This window comes from Nocardia caishijiensis NBRC 108228 (assembly GCF_001612825.1).
In the GTDB taxonomy this organism is placed as follows: Bacteria; Actinomycetota; Actinomycetes; order Mycobacteriales; family Mycobacteriaceae; genus Nocardia; species Nocardia caishijiensis.
In genome coordinates this window covers 59,079-76,249 of the sequence record NZ_BDBE01000036.1, presented here as the reverse complement: position 1 = coordinate 76,249, position 17,171 = coordinate 59,079, and the positions used below count along the sequence as shown (strand labels likewise).

Genomic DNA, 17,171 nt, shown 5'->3' with positions numbered 1-17,171 from the left:
AAACCCGCTATTCGACGTGTGCTTCGAATAGCGGGTATTCCGTTTCCCGACAAGGAAAGTCTGTGGTGCGGCGTCCTTACAGGTAGGCGCTGCAGGTCGGCCAGGCGCCGGGACCCTGGGCCGCGAGCACGTTCTCGGCGACGCGGATCTGCTCTTCACGGCTGGCGTTGTCGGCCGTGCCGGTGCCGCCGTAGGCCTCCCAGGTGCTCTGCGAGAACTGCAGACCGCCGTAGTAGCCGTTACCGGTGTTGATACCCCAGTTGCCGCTGCTCTCGCACTGCGCCACGGCGTCCCAGTTGTTCGCCGAAGCGGTGGCAGTGGTCAGACCGGCCGGAACGGCGATCATGGCACCGGCGACAGCGGCGAAACCGAGGGCACGGGTGGTGAACTTGCGATTGAAAGACATAAGCATTTCCTGCCTGCGCCCACCGACTCGGTCTGCGATCTACCGCGTCCCTGCCCCACAGGTATGTCGGGGATCCTCGAATCGCGGGGCAGGCTTTGCGGCGTTCTGCGATTCGATTCGGCTCGGGTTGTTGTTCAAGCCGTGATCGAATGTAGCGGTTTCGCAACAGAAGATCACGCACCGATCACGAACCGCTCTGTAGCAGAGTTTGTCCAAACGTACGCTGTTCATCGCTGGTCGTTCGTGATAAATCCGTAATCACAGAACTGTCGTTCACAAGCTGATTTGTGGCGGGGCTCACAGGAAATCAGTGGGCCCGCTCACGTTACTTTCCGGCAATTCGGGCAACCCTTTTTCTGAGTAGTGGCCGAATGTGTCAGGCGAGGAGTCGCTTCTCCGATGCCACGGCCACCGCGGCCGCGCGCGTCTCGACCCCGAGCTTGTCGTAGATACGTCCCAGGTGGGTCTTCACCGTCGCCTCGCTGATGTGCAGCGCGCGGGCGATCTCCCGGTTGCCGAGCCCTTCGGCCAGCTTGCCGAGGATGTCGCGTTCGCGGGCGGTGAGCGTGGGTCCGGGGTTGCGCATCTTGGCCATCATCTTGGCCGCGACCGGCGCCGACAGCGCGGTCTGTCCGCTCGCGGCGGCGTGGATGGCGGCGAACAGTTCCTCGGGGCGTTCGGCCTTGAGCAGGTAGCCGGTGGCGCCCGCCTCGATCGCCCGGGTGATGTCGGCGTCGGTGTCGTAGGTGGTGAGCACGAGAACGTGCGGTGCGGGCGTCGGTTGCGCGGTGATGAGCCGGGTCGCGGCCACGCCGTCCATGTCACCGCCGAGTTGCAGATCCATCAGCACCACATCGGGCCGCAGGCTCCCGGCCAGCCCCACCGCCGCCGGGCCGTCGGCGGCCTCGCCGATCACCTCGATCTCGGGTGCGCTCGACAACAGGGCGCGCAGACCGGCACGCACCACCGCGTGATCGTCACAGAGGAGCAGGCGCACGGTCATAACGGCCGATGCTAGCGGTCGTCGGCCGGGTCAACCGGCGGCCAAGGGATGGACACGGACAGCACCGTTCCCTCCCCCGGCGCCGATTCGATCGCGCAGGTGCCGCCCAGCTGGCCCGCCCTGGCCCGGATCGCGGGCAATCCGTGGCCTCGGTGCTCGGCGGGGTCGCCGAGGTCCTCGGGGTCGAAGCCACACCCGTTGTCGGCCACATCGAGCACGACCTGGTCGTCCAGGGTGGTCAACGTGAGGGTGGCGGTGCTCGCCTCGGCGTGTTCGCGGACATTGGCCAGCGCCCCCTGGGCGATGCGGAGCAGCGTCGCCTCCACACGCTGCGGCAGTGGCACCGGTGCGCCCTCGATATGGCATCGCACGGTGAGAGTGTCGGTGGATTCGCGGGCGGCGAGGGCGGTCAGGGCGGCGGCCAGCGACCCACCCGCGGCGAGGTCGGCGGGAGCGAGATCGTGCACGAACCGGCGCGCCTCGGTGAGGTCGTGATCGGCGATCTCGGCGGCCGCGCGCAGATGGGTGCGCGCCTGGCCCGGATCGGTGTCCCACACCAGGTCGGCCGCCTGCAACAGCATCCGCTGGCTGGACAGGCCCTGGGCCAGTGTGTCGTGGATTTCCATGGCGAGCCGTTCGCGTTCGGCCAGGGTGCCTTCACGGCGTTCGGTGTCGGCCAGTTCCTGCCGGGTGCGCACGAGATCGTCGATGAGCGCCGCCTGCCTGCTCGCCTGGCGGCGCATACCGACGAACAGTGCCGTGGTCACCGCGGCCACCGCGGGCGGCGCGAGAACCAGGTTCGGGTCGAGCCAGCCCGCGATGCGGACCTGGCTGGCCACCACCAGCGCGGTCAACACCACCACCAGCGTCACCGCGGTGCGCTCGGACAGGATGCGCAGTCCCGTGTACACCAGCGGCACCGCGCACCAGGCGAAACTCGGCGCGAGCACCACCAGGACCGACCAGGTCAGGACCAAGGCCGCGAACCACACGAGGCGGTGCGACTCGCGCAACTCGCTGAGTCCGTAGAGGACCGCGAGCGCCACCGCAAGCACGACGATGAGCGGCGTCGATCGGGTCTCGCTGTGCCGGATGAGCCAGCGCAACAGCGACGCGGCGAGCAGCACGTAGAACGCGCTGTGCACGATGATCGCGAGCAGACGGGTGTCTTCGCGCTGGTCACCGAGGTCCATGGGGTCTCCTGCCTCTCCTCGGCATTGTCCCCCGCCGCGCGGGTCCGCCGGGTCATCCGATCGGTCGACCCCGGTGTCGTCCGATCCGGCCGCGCACTACAGCCACCTCGTCGATTCGCGGGCGGCGCCGGGCGAACAGGATGGATATCACCAGGCCGCGCCGGAGAATCGACGGCCGAGAAACGCTCAGGAGCAGCAATGACCAGCAAGTTCAGCACCCGCAACCGTCTCATCGTCGCCGGTGCCACCGCCGCTGTCGTCGGCGCGGGTGTGGTCGGTGTCGTCACCGTGCAGGCCGCCGACCCGGATCCGGCCACCCGCACCCCCGTCGTCGTCGAGGCGGCCGACAACAATCTGGCCACGAGCACGCACCTGTCGGTTGCCGCCGCAACCAAGGCCGCCCAGACCGCGCTCGACGCGGCCACCAAGGAGAACCAGCGGGTGAGCGTCGCCGTGGTCGACCGCAACGGCAACGTGATCGTCACCCTGCGTGGCGACGGCGCGGGCCCGCAGTCCTACGACGCCGCGCAGCAGAAGGCCTTCACCTCCGTGTCGTGGAACGCCCCGACCAGCGAGCTCACCGAGCGGCTCGAGTCCGCGCCCCACCTGGCCGACATCGACGGCACCCTCTTCCTCGGTGGCGGCGCCCCGGTGAAGTCGAAGGGCGCGCCCATCGCGGGCATCGGTGTGGCGGGCGCGCCGAGCGGCGATCTGGACGAGAAGTTCGCGCGGGCCGGGGTGGCCGCGCTCGGCAACTGATCACGGGCTGCGCCCGGCGGGTGGACGGAGAATGATGGACCTCGAAGGAGGCATCATGTCCGCTCGCCGGGTTCTGTTCAGTGTCCTCACAGTCGTCACGGTCGCGGCGGTGGTGGTCGGGTTGTATCTGTTCCAGCCGTGGCGCCTGTTCACCACGGTCACGGTCGACGAGGCGCCGGTGGTCGCCGCCGACGGTGCCCCGCCGCCGCTGCTCGCCCAGGGCACGTTCCTGTCCCACGAGCACGACACCTCGGGCACGGTGGTGTTGCAGCGCGCCGCCGACGGCACGGTGGTCGTGCGGATCACCGACCTGCGCACCTCCGACGGGCCCGCCCTGCACGTCTGGCTCACCGATCAGCCCGTGATCCCCGACGACTGGCACAATTTCGACGACGGCGCCCACGTCGATCTCGGCGCGTTGAAGGGCAACGAGGGCAATCAGAACTACGAGGTGCCCGCCGGAACCGACCTGTCCGCACTGCGCTCGGTCAGCATCTGGTGCGAGCGTTTCCACGTCTCCTTCGGTGCGGCCACCCTCACTCCGGTCTGAGTAGCTCATTCCGCGCGACGCGCGCGGGCACGTCGTTTGCCCTCGTGCATCGCCTGGACCCGGGCGACCGGGATGGTGTGACCCTCGGCGATCAGATCCGCCGGAAGTTGTTGCGGTTTCGGCATGTCCGTCGACCACGGATCGCTGTCACCGAGCAGGTCGGGCACGGTACGCAGCGTGAAATCGGCGGGGGTCACGTCGTCGAGGTCCGACCAGTTCAGCGGGTACGACACGGTGACACCCGGGCGGATGCGCGGGCTGTAGGTCGCCGCAACGGTGGCACCACCGGCCCGCGTGGCGTCGAGAAAGACTTTTCCGTGGCGGTCCTCGCGAATGAAAGCCGTTGTGCCGACACCGGGATCGATGCGTTCGGCCCGCGCGGCCACCGCCCGTGTGGCCGCCGCCGCGTCCTCCACATCGATCCCGTCGACCACCGGCACGAACACGTGCAGACCCTTGGACCCGCTGGTCTTCACCGCCCCGGCCAACCCGTCGGCGGCCAGCGCCTCCCGGATCAACCGCGCCCCCGCCACGGCGTCGGCGAAGGTCTGCCCCGGCGACGGGTCGAGGTCGAGTACGAGATGCGTTGGCGCGGGCGCCGATTCGGCCAGGAACAACGTCGCGTGATACTCCACCGCCCGCTGGTTCCCGAACCACAGCAGCGTGCGCGGATCGTCACACAGCGCGTAGGTGATCTCCCGTCGCGAGCTCTCCGCCCACACCGTCGTCCGCCCCACCCACTCCGGTGTGTACTTGGGCAGATTCTTCTGCATGAACGGCTCCTGCCCCGGCCGCACCCGCACCACCGACAGCGGCCGCCCCCGCAGCACCCCGACCAGCCGCTCCCCCATCACGTCGAGATACGCCACCAGATCCCGCTTGGTGGCCTCGGCGCCGTCGAACAACGCCTGATCGAGATTCGACATCTCGACCCCACCCCACACCTCTTTACCGCCCATCGCTCCACCCTCCACCCCACCACCGACAAGGTCAACCACCGCGCTCGCCGAAAGGACGTTGCCGCCGACGTCCCGGTACCGGCACGCTCACTCGTGTGCGCGCCGAGAATTCCGGATACGACATCTACCCATCAGGCTTCGGCCCACCGCGAGCCTTTCTCGATCTGGATTGGCCGCTCGACCCCGCGGTGTCGCCGGTCGATCGAGAACGGATGGCCGCCAACCATGCCGTCGCGGCCATCGTCGAGCTGTCCCGCGGTTTGTTCGTTCCGCTGCGATTCGAGGCATCTCGATGTGTGACGAACGACGTCGACGGCGTGTGGACGGTCGCCGACGGGTCGGAACCCGACGACCACGTGCGCGTGAACGCGGCAGGCGGCGTCCTGGTGCCCACATCGTCGGCTCCGGTCGGCATCGATGGGCCTGCCATGACGACAATGCTCGACGACCTGCTGACGACGCCCGGCGAAGCATCCGAGCCGCGATGGCACGGATGGAGCGAGATCCGCGTCGACGACACACTGGCGGCGCTGCCCGCCGCCCTGGTACCGGCCGGTGACGAATTCATCCTCGACGATCTCGACAACAGGGTCCGCGACCTGCGAATCCCTGTGCGACGACGATCCGACGGTGTATGGGTCGGCAAGTACGACCTCGGATTCCGGACCCCGATCTCGGTCACCGTATCGCGGCAGGCCGACGTCTCCGGCATCTCCGACGCCGACGGGCACCACACCTTTCTGATGCTGTCGATCGACGTCCACTGGTCGGTCTGGTGGCGAGACGGCTCCCCCGGCCGCGCCATGCTCGACACCGCCCTCGACCGCCTCCATGCCCTCGGCTGGCACCACGACTACTGACAGAGCTGGCACTGCTCCGATCGTCGCCCGCCCGCGATGGACGGCTTCCCGCACCCCGTTTTGGTCGATCGCCCGGTCGTGGGCTATCGTATGACCCGCGCGGTTCACCGAGGTGAGCTGTGGTTCTGGCCCCGTCGTCTAGCGGCCTAGGACGCCGCCCTCTCAAGGCGGTAGCGCGGGTTCGAATCCCGTCGGGGCTACAGATGAGCTCCCCGGCCCACCGGCCGGGGAGCTTTTTCGTGTCGAAGGACAAGACTGCTCGTTCGCGTTGACATCGCCGCACGCGCCATTCGTACACTGTAGGAATGAAGCGCACCCTCTACACCGAGGACCATGAGGCCTTCCGCGCCTCGGTGGCCGAATTCGTCAAGCGGTCGATCGAGCCGAAAGCCGAGAAGTTCATCGAACAGCGTGCGATCGACCGGGAAACCTGGTTGGCCGCAGGCGAATTGGGATATCTCGGGCTGGGTGTTCCGGAGGAATTCGGCGGTAGCGACGCCGGTGACTACCGGTTCAACGCCATCCTCGGCGAGGAACTGGCCAAGGCCGGTGCGGCGATCTCGTCGTCGTTCGGCATCCACTTCGACGTGTGCGCCCCCTACCTGGTCGAACTGACCACCGACGAGCAGAAGCAGCGCTGGCTGCCGAAGTTCTGCACGGGCGAGCTCATCACCGCGATCGGCATGACCGAACCGTCGGGCGGTTCCGACCTGGCCGCGCTCAAGACCACCGCCGTGCGCGACGGCGACGACTGGATCATCAACGGCTCGAAGACGTTCATCACCAACGGTTTCAACGCCGACCTGGTGATCGTGGCCGCCCGGACCAGCCCGGAGAAGAAGGCCAAGGGCATCACCCTGTTCGTCGTCGAGAACGGCATGGACGGTTTCACCCGTGGCCGCAAACTCGACAAGGTCGGTCAGCCCGAATCCGACACCGCCGAGCTGTTCTTCGACAACGTGCGCGTGCCCGACAACAACCGCCTCGGCGAACTCGACCGCGGTTTCATCACGATGATGCAGATGCTGCCCCAGGAACGCATCGGCGCCGCCGCCTCCAATATCGCCCACGCGGCGGCGATCCTGGACGAGACGCTCGCATACGCCAAGGAACGCAAGGCGTTCGGGCAGCAGATCGGCAGCTTCCAGTACAACAAATTCCTGTTCGCCGAGCTGGTCACCAAGGTGGAGGTCACCCAAGCCTTCGTCGACCAGGCCCTCGCCGCGCACACCGCCGGTGAGCTGTCGGCCGTCGATGCCGCCAAGGCCAAGTGGTGGTCGGCCCAGGTGCAGAACGAGGTGCTCGACGCCTGCGTGCAGCTGCACGGCGGCTACGGCTACATGCGCGAATACCGGGTGGCGCGGGCCTGGATGGACGCCAGGGTCACCAAGATCTGGGCCGGTTCCAACGAGATCATGAAGGAACTGATCGGCCGCGACCTGGGTCTGTGACCGATGCGTCGCGCCCGGTGAAACGATCCACCGGGCGCGACGCGACGCCGGTCAGTTCAGGGTGATCGGCAACGCGGCCAGATCGTTCTGGGTCAGCACCGGCAGGTTGCCGAGCTCGCTGTCGGGCACGGCCAGGCGCAGGTTCGGGAAGCGGGCGAACAGCGCGGGCAGCGCGATCGCGGCCTCCAGCCGCGACAGTGCGGCACCGGGGCAGATGTGCGGGCCGTAGCCGAAGGCAAGGTGGCGGTTGGCCGTGGAGCGGGTCACGTCGAACTCGTCGGCGGTCTCACCGTGCACCGCGAGGTCACGGCCGACGGCGCGGTAGGACATCACCACACCCTCACCCTTCTCGATCACGGTGTCGCCCACGGTGATGTCCTCGGTGGCGAAGCGCATCAGCAGGTGCGAGACGGGCCCGTCCCAGCGCAACGACTCCTCGATGACCTGCTTCCAGTCGACCTCCCCGGCAAGGACTTTCGCCAGCTGATCCGGTTCGTTGAGCAGCGCGCGCACAGTGTTGACGATGAGGCTCACGGTGGTCTCGTGCCCGGCGGCGACGAGGGCCTTGATATTGCCGATCGCCTCCTCCTCGGTGAGCGCCTCGCCACCCTCGTCGGCCACGACGAACGCCGAGGTGAGATCGTCACCAGGGTCGGCGATCTTCTTGCGCACCTGGTCGGTGAAGTACACGTCGAGCTCGCCGATCACGCGCAGGCGCTCGTCCTGCGGGGTCACCACCGAGAAGAACTTCTTGTACCAGTCGAGCAGCTGGGCGTGGTCCTCGCGGGCGACGCCCATCAGGTCACCGACCACACGCATGGGCAGCGGGTAGGCGAACACCTGCTTGAGATCCACCGGGGTGCCGTCGGCGCCCGCCGCGGCGAGGTCGTCGAGGAGCTCGGCGGTGAGCGCTTCGATTCTCGGGCGCAGTTCCTCGAGGCGGCGCGGGGCGAGCGCCTGCGCGGTCTTGAGCCGCAGCCTGCGGTGTTCGGCGCCGTCGACACTGAACATCGACCGGTCGACGTCGACCATCCCGATCAGCGGCCACTGGTTGCCGACCACGCCGTCGGCGAACAGTTTCCAGGCATTGATGTCCTTGACCAGGCGGGTGTCGGTGGTGAGCTGACGGGCCAGCGCGTGGTCGGTGACGGTCCACACGGTCACCCCCATCAGGTCGATCCGTGTGATCGGACCCGCGTCACGTAGTCGGGCGGTCTCCCCCGCGAGATCACCGACCATGGGGTCGATGGCGATAGGGCATTGCGAACTCACGAGAAACCTCCGACGGGTCGAACAGGGGTGAAACGAACGGGCAGTGCTTGCATGCCCCGAAGGAAAGCCGAAGGTCGCCGGGTGAGCTGGGCGGCCGGAACCGCCAGGTCGACATCGGGGAGCCGGTCGAGCAGCACCTCGATCCCGGTTCGCGCGATGATCTCGGCGATCTGCTGCGCCGGGTACGGGCAGCGGTATTCGCCGTAGCTGAACGCGAAGTGCGCGTTGTTGCCGGTCGGCACGGTGTCGCCGTCGGAGAACGACTGGCGCACATGCGGATCGAGATTCGCAGCGGCCAAGCCGAGCAGCAGCATGTCCCCGGCGCGGATGGTGCGATCGCCAAGGCGCGTATCGCGGGCGGCCCAGCGACCGGCCAGGATGGAGGTCGGCCCCTCTTCCCAGAGCACCTCGTTCATGGCCTGGCCGACGCTGCGCCTGCCGCCACCGAGCGCGGCGGCGAACCGTTCGTCGGTGAGCATCAGCCGCATCGAACTGCCGAGCCAGTCGGCGGTGGTGAGGTGACCCGCGGCGGCGATCGCCATCAGGTCGTTCATGTACTCCTCGTCGGTGAACGGCTCGGGATCGGCCAGCATCAACGAGGTGAGGTCGCCGCCGGGGCGCGCCTTCTTGGCGGCGACGAGGCGGGCCATGTGCTCGGCGAAACGCAGGTGTCCGGCCTGGGCGTCGGCGCCGCCGTCGGCGAGGGTCTTCATGGTCAGGGCCAGGTCGGCGGCGTCGGCGTCGGGCAGGCCGAGGATGCGCCCGAGCGCGAGCACGGGCAGCGGTTCGGCGAATTCGGCGATCAGGTCGGCGGTGCCGCGCCCACAGAACCGGTCGACCAGCTGGTCGGCGAGTTCCTCACAGGCACGGCGCAATTCGAAGTGGTCGACCGCGTCGAGGGCGGGTTCGACCATGGCCAGGTGGCGGCGGTGCTCGGCACCGGCGGTGAAGTAGATCGACGGCATGGGCCGCCCGATCATCGGCAGCAGCGGCCAGTCCTCCGGCACCCGCCCCCACTGGTTCCACAGCGACACATCACGCGGGAACAGCACCGGATCGCTGGTCACCTGGTGCAGTTCGCGGTAGCCGATCACCAGCCAGGCCGGAAACCCGCCGGGCAGTTCCACCGCGACGACCGGACCGTGTTCGCGGCGCATCCGCCGGTAGACCTCGTGCGGTTCGATATGGAACTCCGGGCCGCTCAGCGGGACGGCACCGGTGACCGGGCAGGCGCCGACTGGTGTGCTCATGAGACGGTCTCCCCCTGTGGGACAACAGAATACAGGTGCTCGATCAGGGCGATGAGGACCTGTTTGCTCGATTCGCGTGAGCGCGCGTCACACATCAGCAGCGGGACCGCCGGATCGAGATCGAGCGCGTCGCGAACAGCGTCGGGCGCGTGTGATTCACCGAAGTCGTTGCAGGCGACCACGAACGGGGTGCCCTGGTGCTCGAGGCGGTCGATGGCGTACCAAGAGTCGGCGATGCGGCGCTGATCGACCAGCACGATCGCGCCGAGCGCACCGGCGAACAGCCGGTCCCACAGGAACCAGAACCGTTGCTGCCCAGGCGCTCCGAACAGATACAGCACGTGTTCGTCGTCGATGCTGATGCGGCCGAAGTCGAAGGCGACGGTGGTGGTGGACTTGCCCGGTACTCCGCTGGCGTCGTCGACGCCGACGCTCACGTCCGTCATCGTCGCCTCGGTGTCGAGGGGACGGATCTCGCTCACCGAACGCACCAATGTCGTTTTGCCGACACCGAATCCGCCGATGATGACGATTTTCAACCCGTGCCGCGCCGTGCTGTGCAGCGGCGTGCGTGCCCGCTCGGGTACGTCTTCAGAGCCTGCGAAGTCCAACGAGCACCTTCTCGAGGGTGGAAAGATCCAGATTCATCGCCGCCGACAGCGGTGGCCTGATGGTGATCTTGCCCGCGGCGAGCAGATCCGACAGCACAACGGTGGCCACACCCACCGGCAGCCGCAGTTCGGCCGCGAGCTCGACCACGGCGGTCGGCGCCGCGCACAGCTCGAGGATGGCGACCTGTTCGGAGGTCATGCCCGCGTTCGGCCCCGATTCGCTGACCACGAGCGTGACCAGGTCGAAGTCGTCGTCGGCGGGCACCCGGCCGCCGGTGAGGGTGTAGAACCGGTCGGGATCGTCGTCGCGCCCGATCATCGCGGGGTACCTCGGCGGGGCTGGGCGGCCAGGTGTTCGCCGAGTTGCTCGACCAGTTCGTGCATCGTGTGTCCGACCAGGCCCGCGTCGGCGTCCTCGGCGGCGATCACCGCCAGGTGCGCGCCGAGTCCGGCCTCCACCACGAACAGGATGCCGCCGTAGAACTCGGTCATCGACTGGCGGACTCCGCCTCGCCCGTCACCGAATTCGACGGAGGCCCCGTGCGCGAGACTCTGGAAACCGGCGGCGATCGCGGCGAGCTGGTCGGCGCGATCGGTGTCGAGTTCCGGGGTGTGGCAGATCTTGAGGCCGTCGCCCGAGAGCAGCAGGGCGTGCCTGGCGCGGGGGGTGCGGGCGATCAGCTTCTCGAGCAACCAGCCGAGATCGGTCGCGGCGGTGGTGGTCATCGGTCCTCCTGGGGGTCTGGGGCAGAGGCGGCGCTGCCCGTGCGCGGCTCGGTACGGGCGGCACGTTGGAAGGCGCCGAGCGCCGACGGCCTGGCCGGTGTCGCCTGGGTCGGCGCGGGCTGGGTGAGACCCTCGGGGTGGACCTGCGCGAGCGTGCTGCCGCGACGGCGTTTGGGCAGCACGGGGGTGGCCTGCGCGGGCCCGGCGGCGGCCTCTGTGGCGGGCGGGGAGACCTGCCGGGCAATGGCGTCGGCCCAGCCCAGGTCACCGTTCTCGGTGTGCGGTGCGGGGCGCGGGGTCGGTGCGTCGAACTGCCCGAGGTTGGTGAGCTGCATGCCGCCGGTGTCGGCCCGCTGGGCGGCGTGGCGGCCCGTGTCGCGGCCCCGGCGTTCGGCACGGGCGGTGAGTTCGCGCGGGACGACGACGACCACCGCTGTGCCGCCGATCGCCGACGGCCGGTACGAGACGGTGAGATCGTGTTTGCGCGCGAGGTTTCCGACCACCGCGAGCCCGAGTCGGGTGCCCGACAGCGCGGCCAGGTCGGCGCCCTTGCCCTTGTGGTCGCGTCCGCTCACGGCGGCCTCGGCGCGACGCAGCGCCGATTCGCTCATCACCAGGCCGCTGTCCTCGATCGTGATGACCACGCCCGCAGGCACTTCCGCCGCGTACACGTGCACCTCGGTGGTGGGCGGGGAGAAGTTGCAGGCGTTGTCGAGCAGTTCGGCCAGCGCGTGCATGACGCCTTCGGCGGCGTGCCCGGCGATGCCCACCTCGGCGACGGCGCGCAGCCGCACGCGCTGATAACCGGCCACGCGTCCCATGGCACCGCGCAGAATCGATTCCATCGCGATGGGTTTGGCCCAGCGTCGTCCCGTGCGGGCGCCGCTGAGCACCGCGATGCTGTCGGCGAGGCGGCCGGTCTGGGCGGTGCGGTGATCGATGTGGAGCAGGTCGGTGAGCACGCGCGGGTCGGCGTGCCGGTGTTCCATCTCGCGCAGTTCGGCGAGCATGCTGGTGGTCATGGCCTGGATCCGGCTGGCGGCACCGGCGAAGGCCGCGAGGGCGGCGGCGCCGCGACGTGAGTTCTCCTGCGCTTCCCAGGCGTAGGCGGAGCTGTGTTCCTCGGCCTTCGCGATACGCTGCGTCGCCTCGGCGACGGTGGCGGCCAACTGTTGTTCGGCGCGCCGCGCGGCCGCGGCGCAGTGGTCGGCCTTGGCACTCTGGCGCAGCGCCACGAATACCGCCGGGGCGGCGATCAGGGCGGTGACCAGCGCTGCGGCCAGCACCGGATACCCGATGTCCGACGGTGCGAACAGCGCGGTGAGCACAGCGACGACCACGAGCACCACACCGGCGCCGATCACCGCATATCCCGCCGGTCCCGCCGTCGGGCGATCCCCCGTCGTGTATGTCGCCGACCCGACCTCCGCAGTGACCACCGGCCCCCAACCACCAATCCTCGAGCCAAACATGCAGCAAGGCAGCCCGTTTCGATATCGGGCCGAGCATATCGAGCCCTCGCTCCGCCTGCCACCCGAGCGGTCAGGGTTCACCGTCTGTTGTCCCGATGGTCCGCTGCGACGCAGGTGAGGACCGGCGTGCGGCATCGATCATCACAACACGTCCGCCTCGGCTATCACCGCCGCCATCTCCTGGTGGCCGGAATCGTTGGGGTGCAGATGGTCTCCGCTGTCGAACCGCTCGGCCAGCCGGGTGGTATCGGTCGGGGCGGCGAGTGCGCGGTCCAGGTCAACCACCGCGTCGAAGCCACCGCCTGTGCGAATCCAATCGTTCACCTGGGTTCTGAGCTGTTCGCGGTGTGGCGCGTCGTACGGCGAACCGCCGAACGGCGGCAGGGTCGCGCCGATGACGCGCACCTTCGCCGCGTGCGCCCGGTCGATCAGGGCGCGATAGCCCTCGACGAGCTGCTCGGCGGTGACCGGCGCGGTTCGGACGCCGTCCGGCCCGACATCGCCCGCGAGCCCGATGTCGTTGGTCCCGATGAGCACGACGACCGCGTCGACACCCGGAAGGCCGAGAACGTCACGATCGAAGCGGGCCAGCGCGCTGTCACCGAATCGGGGGGAGTCGGTGAGCAAGCGGTTGCCATTGCTACCCGCTTCGACGACCCTGACCGGGGCGAGCGCGCGTCCCAGCTGGTCGGGGTATCGCTGCCCTTGGCTTGCCAGGTATCCCTCGGTGAGCGAATCACCCAGCGTGACAACCACGTCGATCTCGGGCGCCGGGTTCCTCTCGGCCGTACCGCAGCCCGTGAGCAGGACTGCGGCCAGCACGGCGAGGACGAAGCGGGCGATCACCGCAGCGTCCAGGTCATCCCGAATTCGCCCAACGCGTCGAGGAATTCGATCGGATCGAACAGCTCGGCCGGTGCGTGCGCGCCCGGTTGCGCACCCGCGCCGATCCGGATCGCGGCGAGGACCGCGAGTTGGGCGCTGTTGCGGTAGGCGTCGGGACCGGTACCGATGCCGCGCAGGGTTTTTCCATCGCGATGGATGTCGACAACCATCGAGTACGCGGCAGGAGCGGACGGTTGTTCGGGTGCGCGTGCCACGTCCGCCTCGGTGACGGTGCCGACCACATCGAAGATCTCCTTCGCCAGCACGCCCTCCACCGCACCGACCGCGGTGTGCCGAGGGATCGTCACCACCGAGGGCTGCGGAAACTTCCGCACCACGATGGGATCGGTGGCGCCGGGCAGGAGCAGGGTGTCGCGGCGCGGTTGGGGGCCGGTGTGGAATTCGCCGTCCGACCAGGACAGACCGCCGCTGGCGAAGACGTCCAGGTTGCGCAGCACGGTGCGCATACTGCCGCGCGAACCCTCCCCGCCGGGTGCGGCGACGTGGCTGAGCACGATCTCGTCGGCACCGCCGAGCCGCCGCGCGCCGAGGTGGGCGAGCAGATCACCGAACACCCCGGCTTCGGTGATCGCCGGGGCCAGCGTGACCCCGGCGGCCTCGGCCAGGGGCCCGTATTCGTCGAACACCTTGCGCACGAACAGCTGTTCGCCCGCGACGTCCACATAGCTCGCCCCCGCGGTGACGGCGGCGCGCAGCACGCCCTCGCCGGTGCCGGTGTAATCGGGCAGGGTACTGATCACCACGTCGACTCCGGCGAAGGCCGCGACCAGGGCCGACTCGTCGTCGGCCGCGGCGACTCGGGCGGGGACGTCGAAGTCCTTCACACGCTCGGCATCACGTCCGACGACGACGGTCTCGATTCCACGACGGCCCAGTTCCGCGACCACGAAACGGCCGACATGTCCACTGGCCCCGTACACGGCGATCCTCATGTCCTGCTCCTTGCTCGTTCGGTTGATGAACTCAGCGTATGAGCGGGAGACACGGCGCGAAATCATCTATTGTCCGCGAGAGATGTCCGATCGTCTTCATCGGTATGGTCATCGGTTATGGACCTGCTCAGCGATATTCTGGCCACCGCACGCACCGGCGCTCCGGCGTCCGGCATGTTCGTGCGCCACGCACCGTGGGGGCGCAGGTATCCGCTGGTGGAGGGGGCGGGGTTCCATGTGGTCCTGCAGGGATCGTGCTGGTTGACCAGACCGGGAGCCGAACCCGTCGCGCTCGGGACGGGTGACGCGGTACTCATGCCGCGCGGGGTCGCCCACGATCTCGCCGACCACCCGACCAGCGCACTCACCGAGACCGCTGGCCCCGACGACGTGCGCGTGGTCGACGGGCCGGGCGCCCCGGCCACCTTGCTCTGCGGGTCCTACGCGCTCGCCGCCGACCGCACGCATCCACTGCTGGCCGAGTTGCCCGAGGTGGTGCACATTCCCGCCCGGCTCGGCACGCACGCGTCCCTGCGCGCCGCCGTCGATCTGCTCGCCGCCGAGATCGCCGACAGTGATCCCGGTGCCGACGCGGCGGTCCCACCCCTGCTCGACCTGCTGCTGCTCTATCTGCTGCGCGCCTGGCTCGCCGACAGCGCCGCCCACGACACCGCACGCTGGTCGGCGGCCTTCACCGACCCCGAACTCTCCCGCGCCCTGCGCGCGGTGCACGACGACCCGGCGCACGACTGGACCGTCGAATCACTCGGCGCCCGTGCGGGTCTGAGCCGCGCCGCCTTCGCCAAGCGTTTCACCACCCTGCTCGGCGAACCGCCACTGACCTACCTGACACGTTGGCGGATGCTCACCGCCGCCCGGCTCCTGCGCGACACCGACCACCCGCTGGCCACCATCGCCCGGCGCACCGGCTACGGCTCCGAATACGCGTTCGGCAAGGCCTTCAAACGCGAATACGGTGTGGCGCCGGGCCGCTACCGCGCGGGCAGGACGGGATGATCAGTCCAGCACCGCGATCGCCTCGACCTCGACCAGCAGGTCGGGTTCGCCCAGCGCCGCCACACCGATCAGGGTGATCGGCTTGACCGGGTCCACGCCGAGCTCGGCCCCGGCCCGGGCGACGCCCTCGCCGAGCAGCGGGTACTTGTCCGGCCCCCAGTCGACGACATAGATCGTCAGCTTCGCGACATCGTCGAAGGATCCACCGACCGCGGTCATCGCGGTGCCGATGTTCAGGTAGGCCTGCTCCACCTGCGCCGCGAAATCACCCGACCCGACCGGGTTTCCATCGGCGTCTCGGGCCACCTGCCCGGCCAGGAAGACCAGGCGCGAGCCGGTCGCGATCGACAGCTGTCGGTACACACCGACGATCCCGTGCGCGACCTGGGCGCACTCGGCAGCGCCTATCTCGCCAACGCGGTGGCCGAGCCAGACCTGTACCGGGTGATGTTCGACGCGGGTTTCGAGCTGGAGGACGCGCGGGCCGCCGACGCCACCCTGGAACGGCTGGTGACGGCGGTGGCACGGGCACGCGACCTCGGCCGGTTCCGAGCCGAGGTCGAACCACTCGCCTTGGCGACGCAGAGCTGGGTGATCGGGCACGGGCTGGCCGCCCTCGTGGCGACCGGCCCGTTGCCCGCCGAGGCACTCGACCACGGAGTCCCGATGCTCACCGCGTTGTTCGTCGGAGCGGGTGACGAACCGCAGCGGTGCGCGCGCTCCGTGCGGGCCGGGTGGCGGATCAATTGAGCTGGGTGACAGCGGCTCTCGATGCCTCCGCGAGGAGTTCGTTCGATGGTTCGGCGTCCTGCTCGGATTTGGTCGACAGGACCGCCAGGACCAGCGGGGGGCGGTTCGGCGGCCAGGCGACGGCGACGTCGAGTGCGGAACCGTAGGCGGGGCTGCCGGTCTTGTCGCCGACGATCCAGTCGGCGGGCAGACCCGCCTCGATGCGTTTGCCGCCCGTGGTGTTGGCCTTCAGCCACTCGGCGAGCTGGGCACGTTCGGGTTCGGCGAGTGCGTTGCCGACGACGAGGGCGCGGTAGTCGGCGGCGAGGGCCGCCGGGGTGGTGGTGTCGCGTTCGTCGCCGGGGACAGCGGTGTTGAGTTCGGTTTCCCAGCGGTCCAGGCGCGTGACGTTGTCGCCGAGAGTGCGCAGGAACGCGGTGAAACCCGCTGGGCCACCCAGCAATCGGAGCACCAGGTTGCCCGCGGTGTTGTCGGACAGGGTGATGGTGGCGTGGCACAGGGCCGCGACCGTCATGCCGGTGTCGACGTGCTTCTCCGTTTCGGGCGAGTACTCCACCAGGTCGGCGGCGGTGTAGTGGACGACCTGGTCGAAGTACCCGGTCGAGAGCGGATGGGCTTGCAGCAGGGCACCGCAGGCCAGGCCCTTGAAGGTCGAGGCGATGGGGAAGCGTTCGTCGGCCCGGTAGGCGACGGTGGCACCGGAGCCGGTGTCGGTGACCGAGAGGCCGAGTCGCGCACCGTATTTCGATTCCAGTGCCGCGAACTGGGTCGTCCCGGCAGGCGCGCCGGGAGCGCTCGAGGTCGCGGCCGGAGGTGCCGGTTCGGACGAGCAGGCGGTGAAGGTCAGCGTGGCGACAGCGAGAGCGGCGGCCGCGAGGCGCCTGCGGATCGAGCGTTCGGTAGCGGAGAAAGTCACCGTCGCACCACACCATCACCCGCCGGGTCGCGGCCAATATCCGGTGCCGACGGCGGCGAGTCGCGATCGATATCGTCGCACGTCGGGGCCGGTGTCCGAGCCGATACGGCGCGCACTTCGCCCGGTTCGGGCGAGTCG

19 protein-coding genes, 1 tRNA gene and 1 pseudogene are annotated in these 17,171 nt (G+C 69.1%); 7 read left to right on the top strand and 14 right to left on the bottom strand.

The annotated features are described in order from the left end of the window. Positions 1-79: 79 nt before the first annotated feature. The 3 genes and pseudogenes from NC7_RS20020 to NC7_RS20010 all read right to left on the bottom strand — a co-directional run. A pseudogene (locus NC7_RS20020) lies at positions 80-406 on the bottom strand (transglycosylase family protein); the annotation flags it as partial. 376 nt (positions 407-782) lie between these two features. After that, complete coding sequence (locus NC7_RS20015; RefSeq protein WP_067985354.1) at positions 783-1,409, bottom strand: response regulator; 627 nt, start codon at positions 1,407-1,409, stop codon at positions 783-785. Positions 1,410-1,420: 11 nt separating this feature from the next. Then, positions 1,421-2,602, bottom strand: a complete 1,182-nt coding sequence (locus tag NC7_RS20010) for a sensor histidine kinase (protein WP_067985352.1) — start codon at positions 2,600-2,602, stop codon at positions 1,421-1,423. 198 nt (positions 2,603-2,800) lie between these two features. On the opposite strand from NC7_RS20010, the gene NC7_RS20005 reads away from it, so the two are divergent. Both NC7_RS20005 and NC7_RS20000 read left to right on the top strand, forming a co-directional pair. After that, complete coding sequence (locus tag NC7_RS20005; protein ID WP_067985350.1) at positions 2,801-3,361, top strand: GlcG/HbpS family heme-binding protein; 561 nt, start codon at positions 2,801-2,803, stop codon at positions 3,359-3,361. Between the two features lie 55 nt (positions 3,362-3,416). Next, positions 3,417-3,911: a DM13 domain-containing protein gene (locus NC7_RS20000; RefSeq protein WP_067985464.1), complete on the top strand. Its 495-nt coding sequence runs from the start codon at positions 3,417-3,419 to the stop codon at positions 3,909-3,911. Between the two features lie 5 nt (positions 3,912-3,916). Here NC7_RS20000 and NC7_RS19995 read toward each other — a convergent pair whose 3' ends face one another. Beyond that, a complete protein-coding gene (locus NC7_RS19995) occupies positions 3,917-4,870 on the bottom strand; it encodes a DNA polymerase domain-containing protein (protein ID WP_067985348.1) in 954 nt (317 codons plus the stop codon). A 95-nt stretch (positions 4,871-4,965) separates the two neighbouring features. On the opposite strand from NC7_RS19995, the gene NC7_RS19990 reads away from it, so the two are divergent. The 3 genes from NC7_RS19990 to NC7_RS19980 all read left to right on the top strand — a co-directional run bounded on the left by NC7_RS19990 (position 4,966) and on the right by NC7_RS19980 (position 7,181). After that, positions 4,966-5,730 (top strand): hypothetical protein, encoded by a 765-nt coding sequence (locus NC7_RS19990; protein ID WP_067985345.1) that lies wholly within the window; start codon positions 4,966-4,968, stop codon positions 5,728-5,730. Positions 5,731-5,857: 127 nt separating this feature from the next. After that, positions 5,858-5,930: transfer RNA gene (locus NC7_RS19985), tRNA-Glu, on the top strand. Between the two features lie 105 nt (positions 5,931-6,035). Further along, a complete protein-coding gene (locus NC7_RS19980) occupies positions 6,036-7,181 on the top strand; it encodes an acyl-CoA dehydrogenase family protein (RefSeq protein ID WP_067985344.1) in 1,146 nt (381 codons plus the stop codon). Between the two features lie 51 nt (positions 7,182-7,232). On the opposite strand, the gene NC7_RS19975 is transcribed toward NC7_RS19980, so the two are convergent. The 8 genes from NC7_RS19975 to NC7_RS29845 form a co-directional block, all read right to left on the bottom strand. Next, the gene (locus tag NC7_RS19975; RefSeq protein WP_067985341.1) at positions 7,233-8,453 is read right to left on the bottom strand and encodes a cytochrome P450 family protein; all 1,221 of its coding nucleotides are present in this window, start codon (positions 8,451-8,453) and stop codon (positions 7,233-7,235) included. Beyond that, positions 8,450-9,703, bottom strand: coding sequence for a cytochrome P450 (locus NC7_RS19970; protein ID WP_067985339.1), 1,254 nt, complete (start codon positions 9,701-9,703; stop codon positions 8,450-8,452). Before NC7_RS19970 ends, NC7_RS19975 begins: the two co-directional genes overlap by 4 nt. Continuing rightward, a complete protein-coding gene (locus NC7_RS19965; RefSeq protein ID WP_067985462.1) occupies positions 9,700-10,266 on the bottom strand; it encodes a GTP-binding protein in 567 nt (188 codons plus the stop codon). Before NC7_RS19965 ends, NC7_RS19970 begins: the two co-directional genes overlap by 4 nt. A gap of 28 nt (positions 10,267-10,294) precedes the next feature. Then, positions 10,295-10,633 carry a DUF742 domain-containing protein gene (locus NC7_RS19960; protein ID WP_067985337.1) on the bottom strand — a complete coding sequence of 113 codons (339 nt, stop codon included), beginning with the start codon at positions 10,631-10,633 and terminating at the stop codon, positions 10,295-10,297. Beyond that, a complete protein-coding gene (locus tag NC7_RS19955) occupies positions 10,630-11,040 on the bottom strand; it encodes a roadblock/LC7 domain-containing protein (protein ID WP_067985335.1) in 411 nt (136 codons plus the stop codon). The genes NC7_RS19960 and NC7_RS19955 overlap by 4 nt, the downstream gene beginning before the upstream one ends. Next, positions 11,037-12,404: a sensor histidine kinase gene (locus tag NC7_RS19950; protein WP_236573501.1), complete on the bottom strand. Its 1,368-nt coding sequence runs from the start codon at positions 12,402-12,404 to the stop codon at positions 11,037-11,039. The genes NC7_RS19955 and NC7_RS19950 overlap by 4 nt, the downstream gene beginning before the upstream one ends. A gap of 249 nt (positions 12,405-12,653) precedes the next feature. Beyond that, a complete protein-coding gene (locus NC7_RS29850; protein WP_067985330.1) occupies positions 12,654-13,358 on the bottom strand; it encodes an SGNH/GDSL hydrolase family protein in 705 nt (234 codons plus the stop codon). Continuing rightward, positions 13,355-14,350: a saccharopine dehydrogenase NADP-binding domain-containing protein gene (locus tag NC7_RS29845; protein ID WP_159372884.1), complete on the bottom strand. Its 996-nt coding sequence runs from the start codon at positions 14,348-14,350 to the stop codon at positions 13,355-13,357. The genes NC7_RS29850 and NC7_RS29845 overlap by 4 nt, the downstream gene beginning before the upstream one ends. Positions 14,351-14,467: 117 nt before the next feature. On the opposite strand from NC7_RS29845, the gene NC7_RS19935 reads away from it, so the two are divergent. After that, positions 14,468-15,367, top strand: a complete 900-nt coding sequence (locus NC7_RS19935; RefSeq protein ID WP_067985328.1) for an AraC family transcriptional regulator — start codon at positions 14,468-14,470, stop codon at positions 15,365-15,367. Here NC7_RS19935 and NC7_RS19930 read toward each other — a convergent pair whose 3' ends face one another. Then, complete coding sequence (locus tag NC7_RS19930; RefSeq protein WP_236573500.1) at positions 15,368-15,730, bottom strand: RidA family protein; 363 nt, start codon at positions 15,728-15,730, stop codon at positions 15,368-15,370. 12 nt (positions 15,731-15,742) lie between these two features. On the opposite strand from NC7_RS19930, the gene NC7_RS19925 reads away from it, so the two are divergent. Then, positions 15,743-16,117, top strand: a complete 375-nt coding sequence (locus NC7_RS19925; protein WP_236573499.1) for a TetR-like C-terminal domain-containing protein — start codon at positions 15,743-15,745, stop codon at positions 16,115-16,117. Here NC7_RS19925 and bla read toward each other — a convergent pair. Next, the gene (bla, locus tag NC7_RS19920; RefSeq protein WP_067985326.1) at positions 16,110-17,033 is read right to left on the bottom strand and encodes a class A beta-lactamase; all 924 of its coding nucleotides are present in this window, start codon (positions 17,031-17,033) and stop codon (positions 16,110-16,112) included. The two genes, NC7_RS19925 and bla, sit on opposite strands and share 8 nt — an antisense overlap. Between the last annotated feature and the right edge of the window lie 138 nt (positions 17,034-17,171).

Excerpts from the sequence above, each read along its gene's own strand:
- NC7_RS19955 (WP_067985335.1), bottom strand. The coding sequence starts at position 11,040 with ATGACCACCACCGCCGCGACCGATCTCGGCTGGTTGCTCGAGAAGCTG.
- NC7_RS20010 (WP_067985352.1), bottom strand. The coding sequence starts at position 2,602 with ATGGACCTCGGTGACCAGCGCGAAGACACCCGTCTGCTCGCGATCATC.
- NC7_RS19960 (WP_067985337.1), bottom strand. The coding sequence starts at position 10,633 with ATGATCGGGCGCGACGACGATCCCGACCGGTTCTACACCCTCACCGGC.
- NC7_RS20005 (WP_067985350.1), top strand. The coding sequence starts at position 2,801 with ATGACCAGCAAGTTCAGCACCCGCAACCGTCTCATCGTCGCCGGTGCC.
- NC7_RS19935 (WP_067985328.1), top strand. The coding sequence starts at position 14,468 with ATGGACCTGCTCAGCGATATTCTGGCCACCGCACGCACCGGCGCTCCG.
- NC7_RS20015 (WP_067985354.1), bottom strand. The coding sequence starts at position 1,409 with ATGACCGTGCGCCTGCTCCTCTGTGACGATCACGCGGTGGTGCGTGCC.
- NC7_RS19980 (WP_067985344.1), top strand. The coding sequence starts at position 6,036 with ATGAAGCGCACCCTCTACACCGAGGACCATGAGGCCTTCCGCGCCTCG.
- NC7_RS20000 (WP_067985464.1), top strand. The coding sequence starts at position 3,417 with ATGTCCGCTCGCCGGGTTCTGTTCAGTGTCCTCACAGTCGTCACGGTC.
- NC7_RS19970 (WP_067985339.1), bottom strand. The coding sequence starts at position 9,703 with ATGAGCACACCAGTCGGCGCCTGCCCGGTCACCGGTGCCGTCCCGCTG.
- NC7_RS29845 (WP_159372884.1), bottom strand. The coding sequence starts at position 14,350 with ATGAGGATCGCCGTGTACGGGGCCAGTGGACATGTCGGCCGTTTCGTG.
- NC7_RS19995 (WP_067985348.1), bottom strand. The coding sequence starts at position 4,870 with ATGGGCGGTAAAGAGGTGTGGGGTGGGGTCGAGATGTCGAATCTCGAT.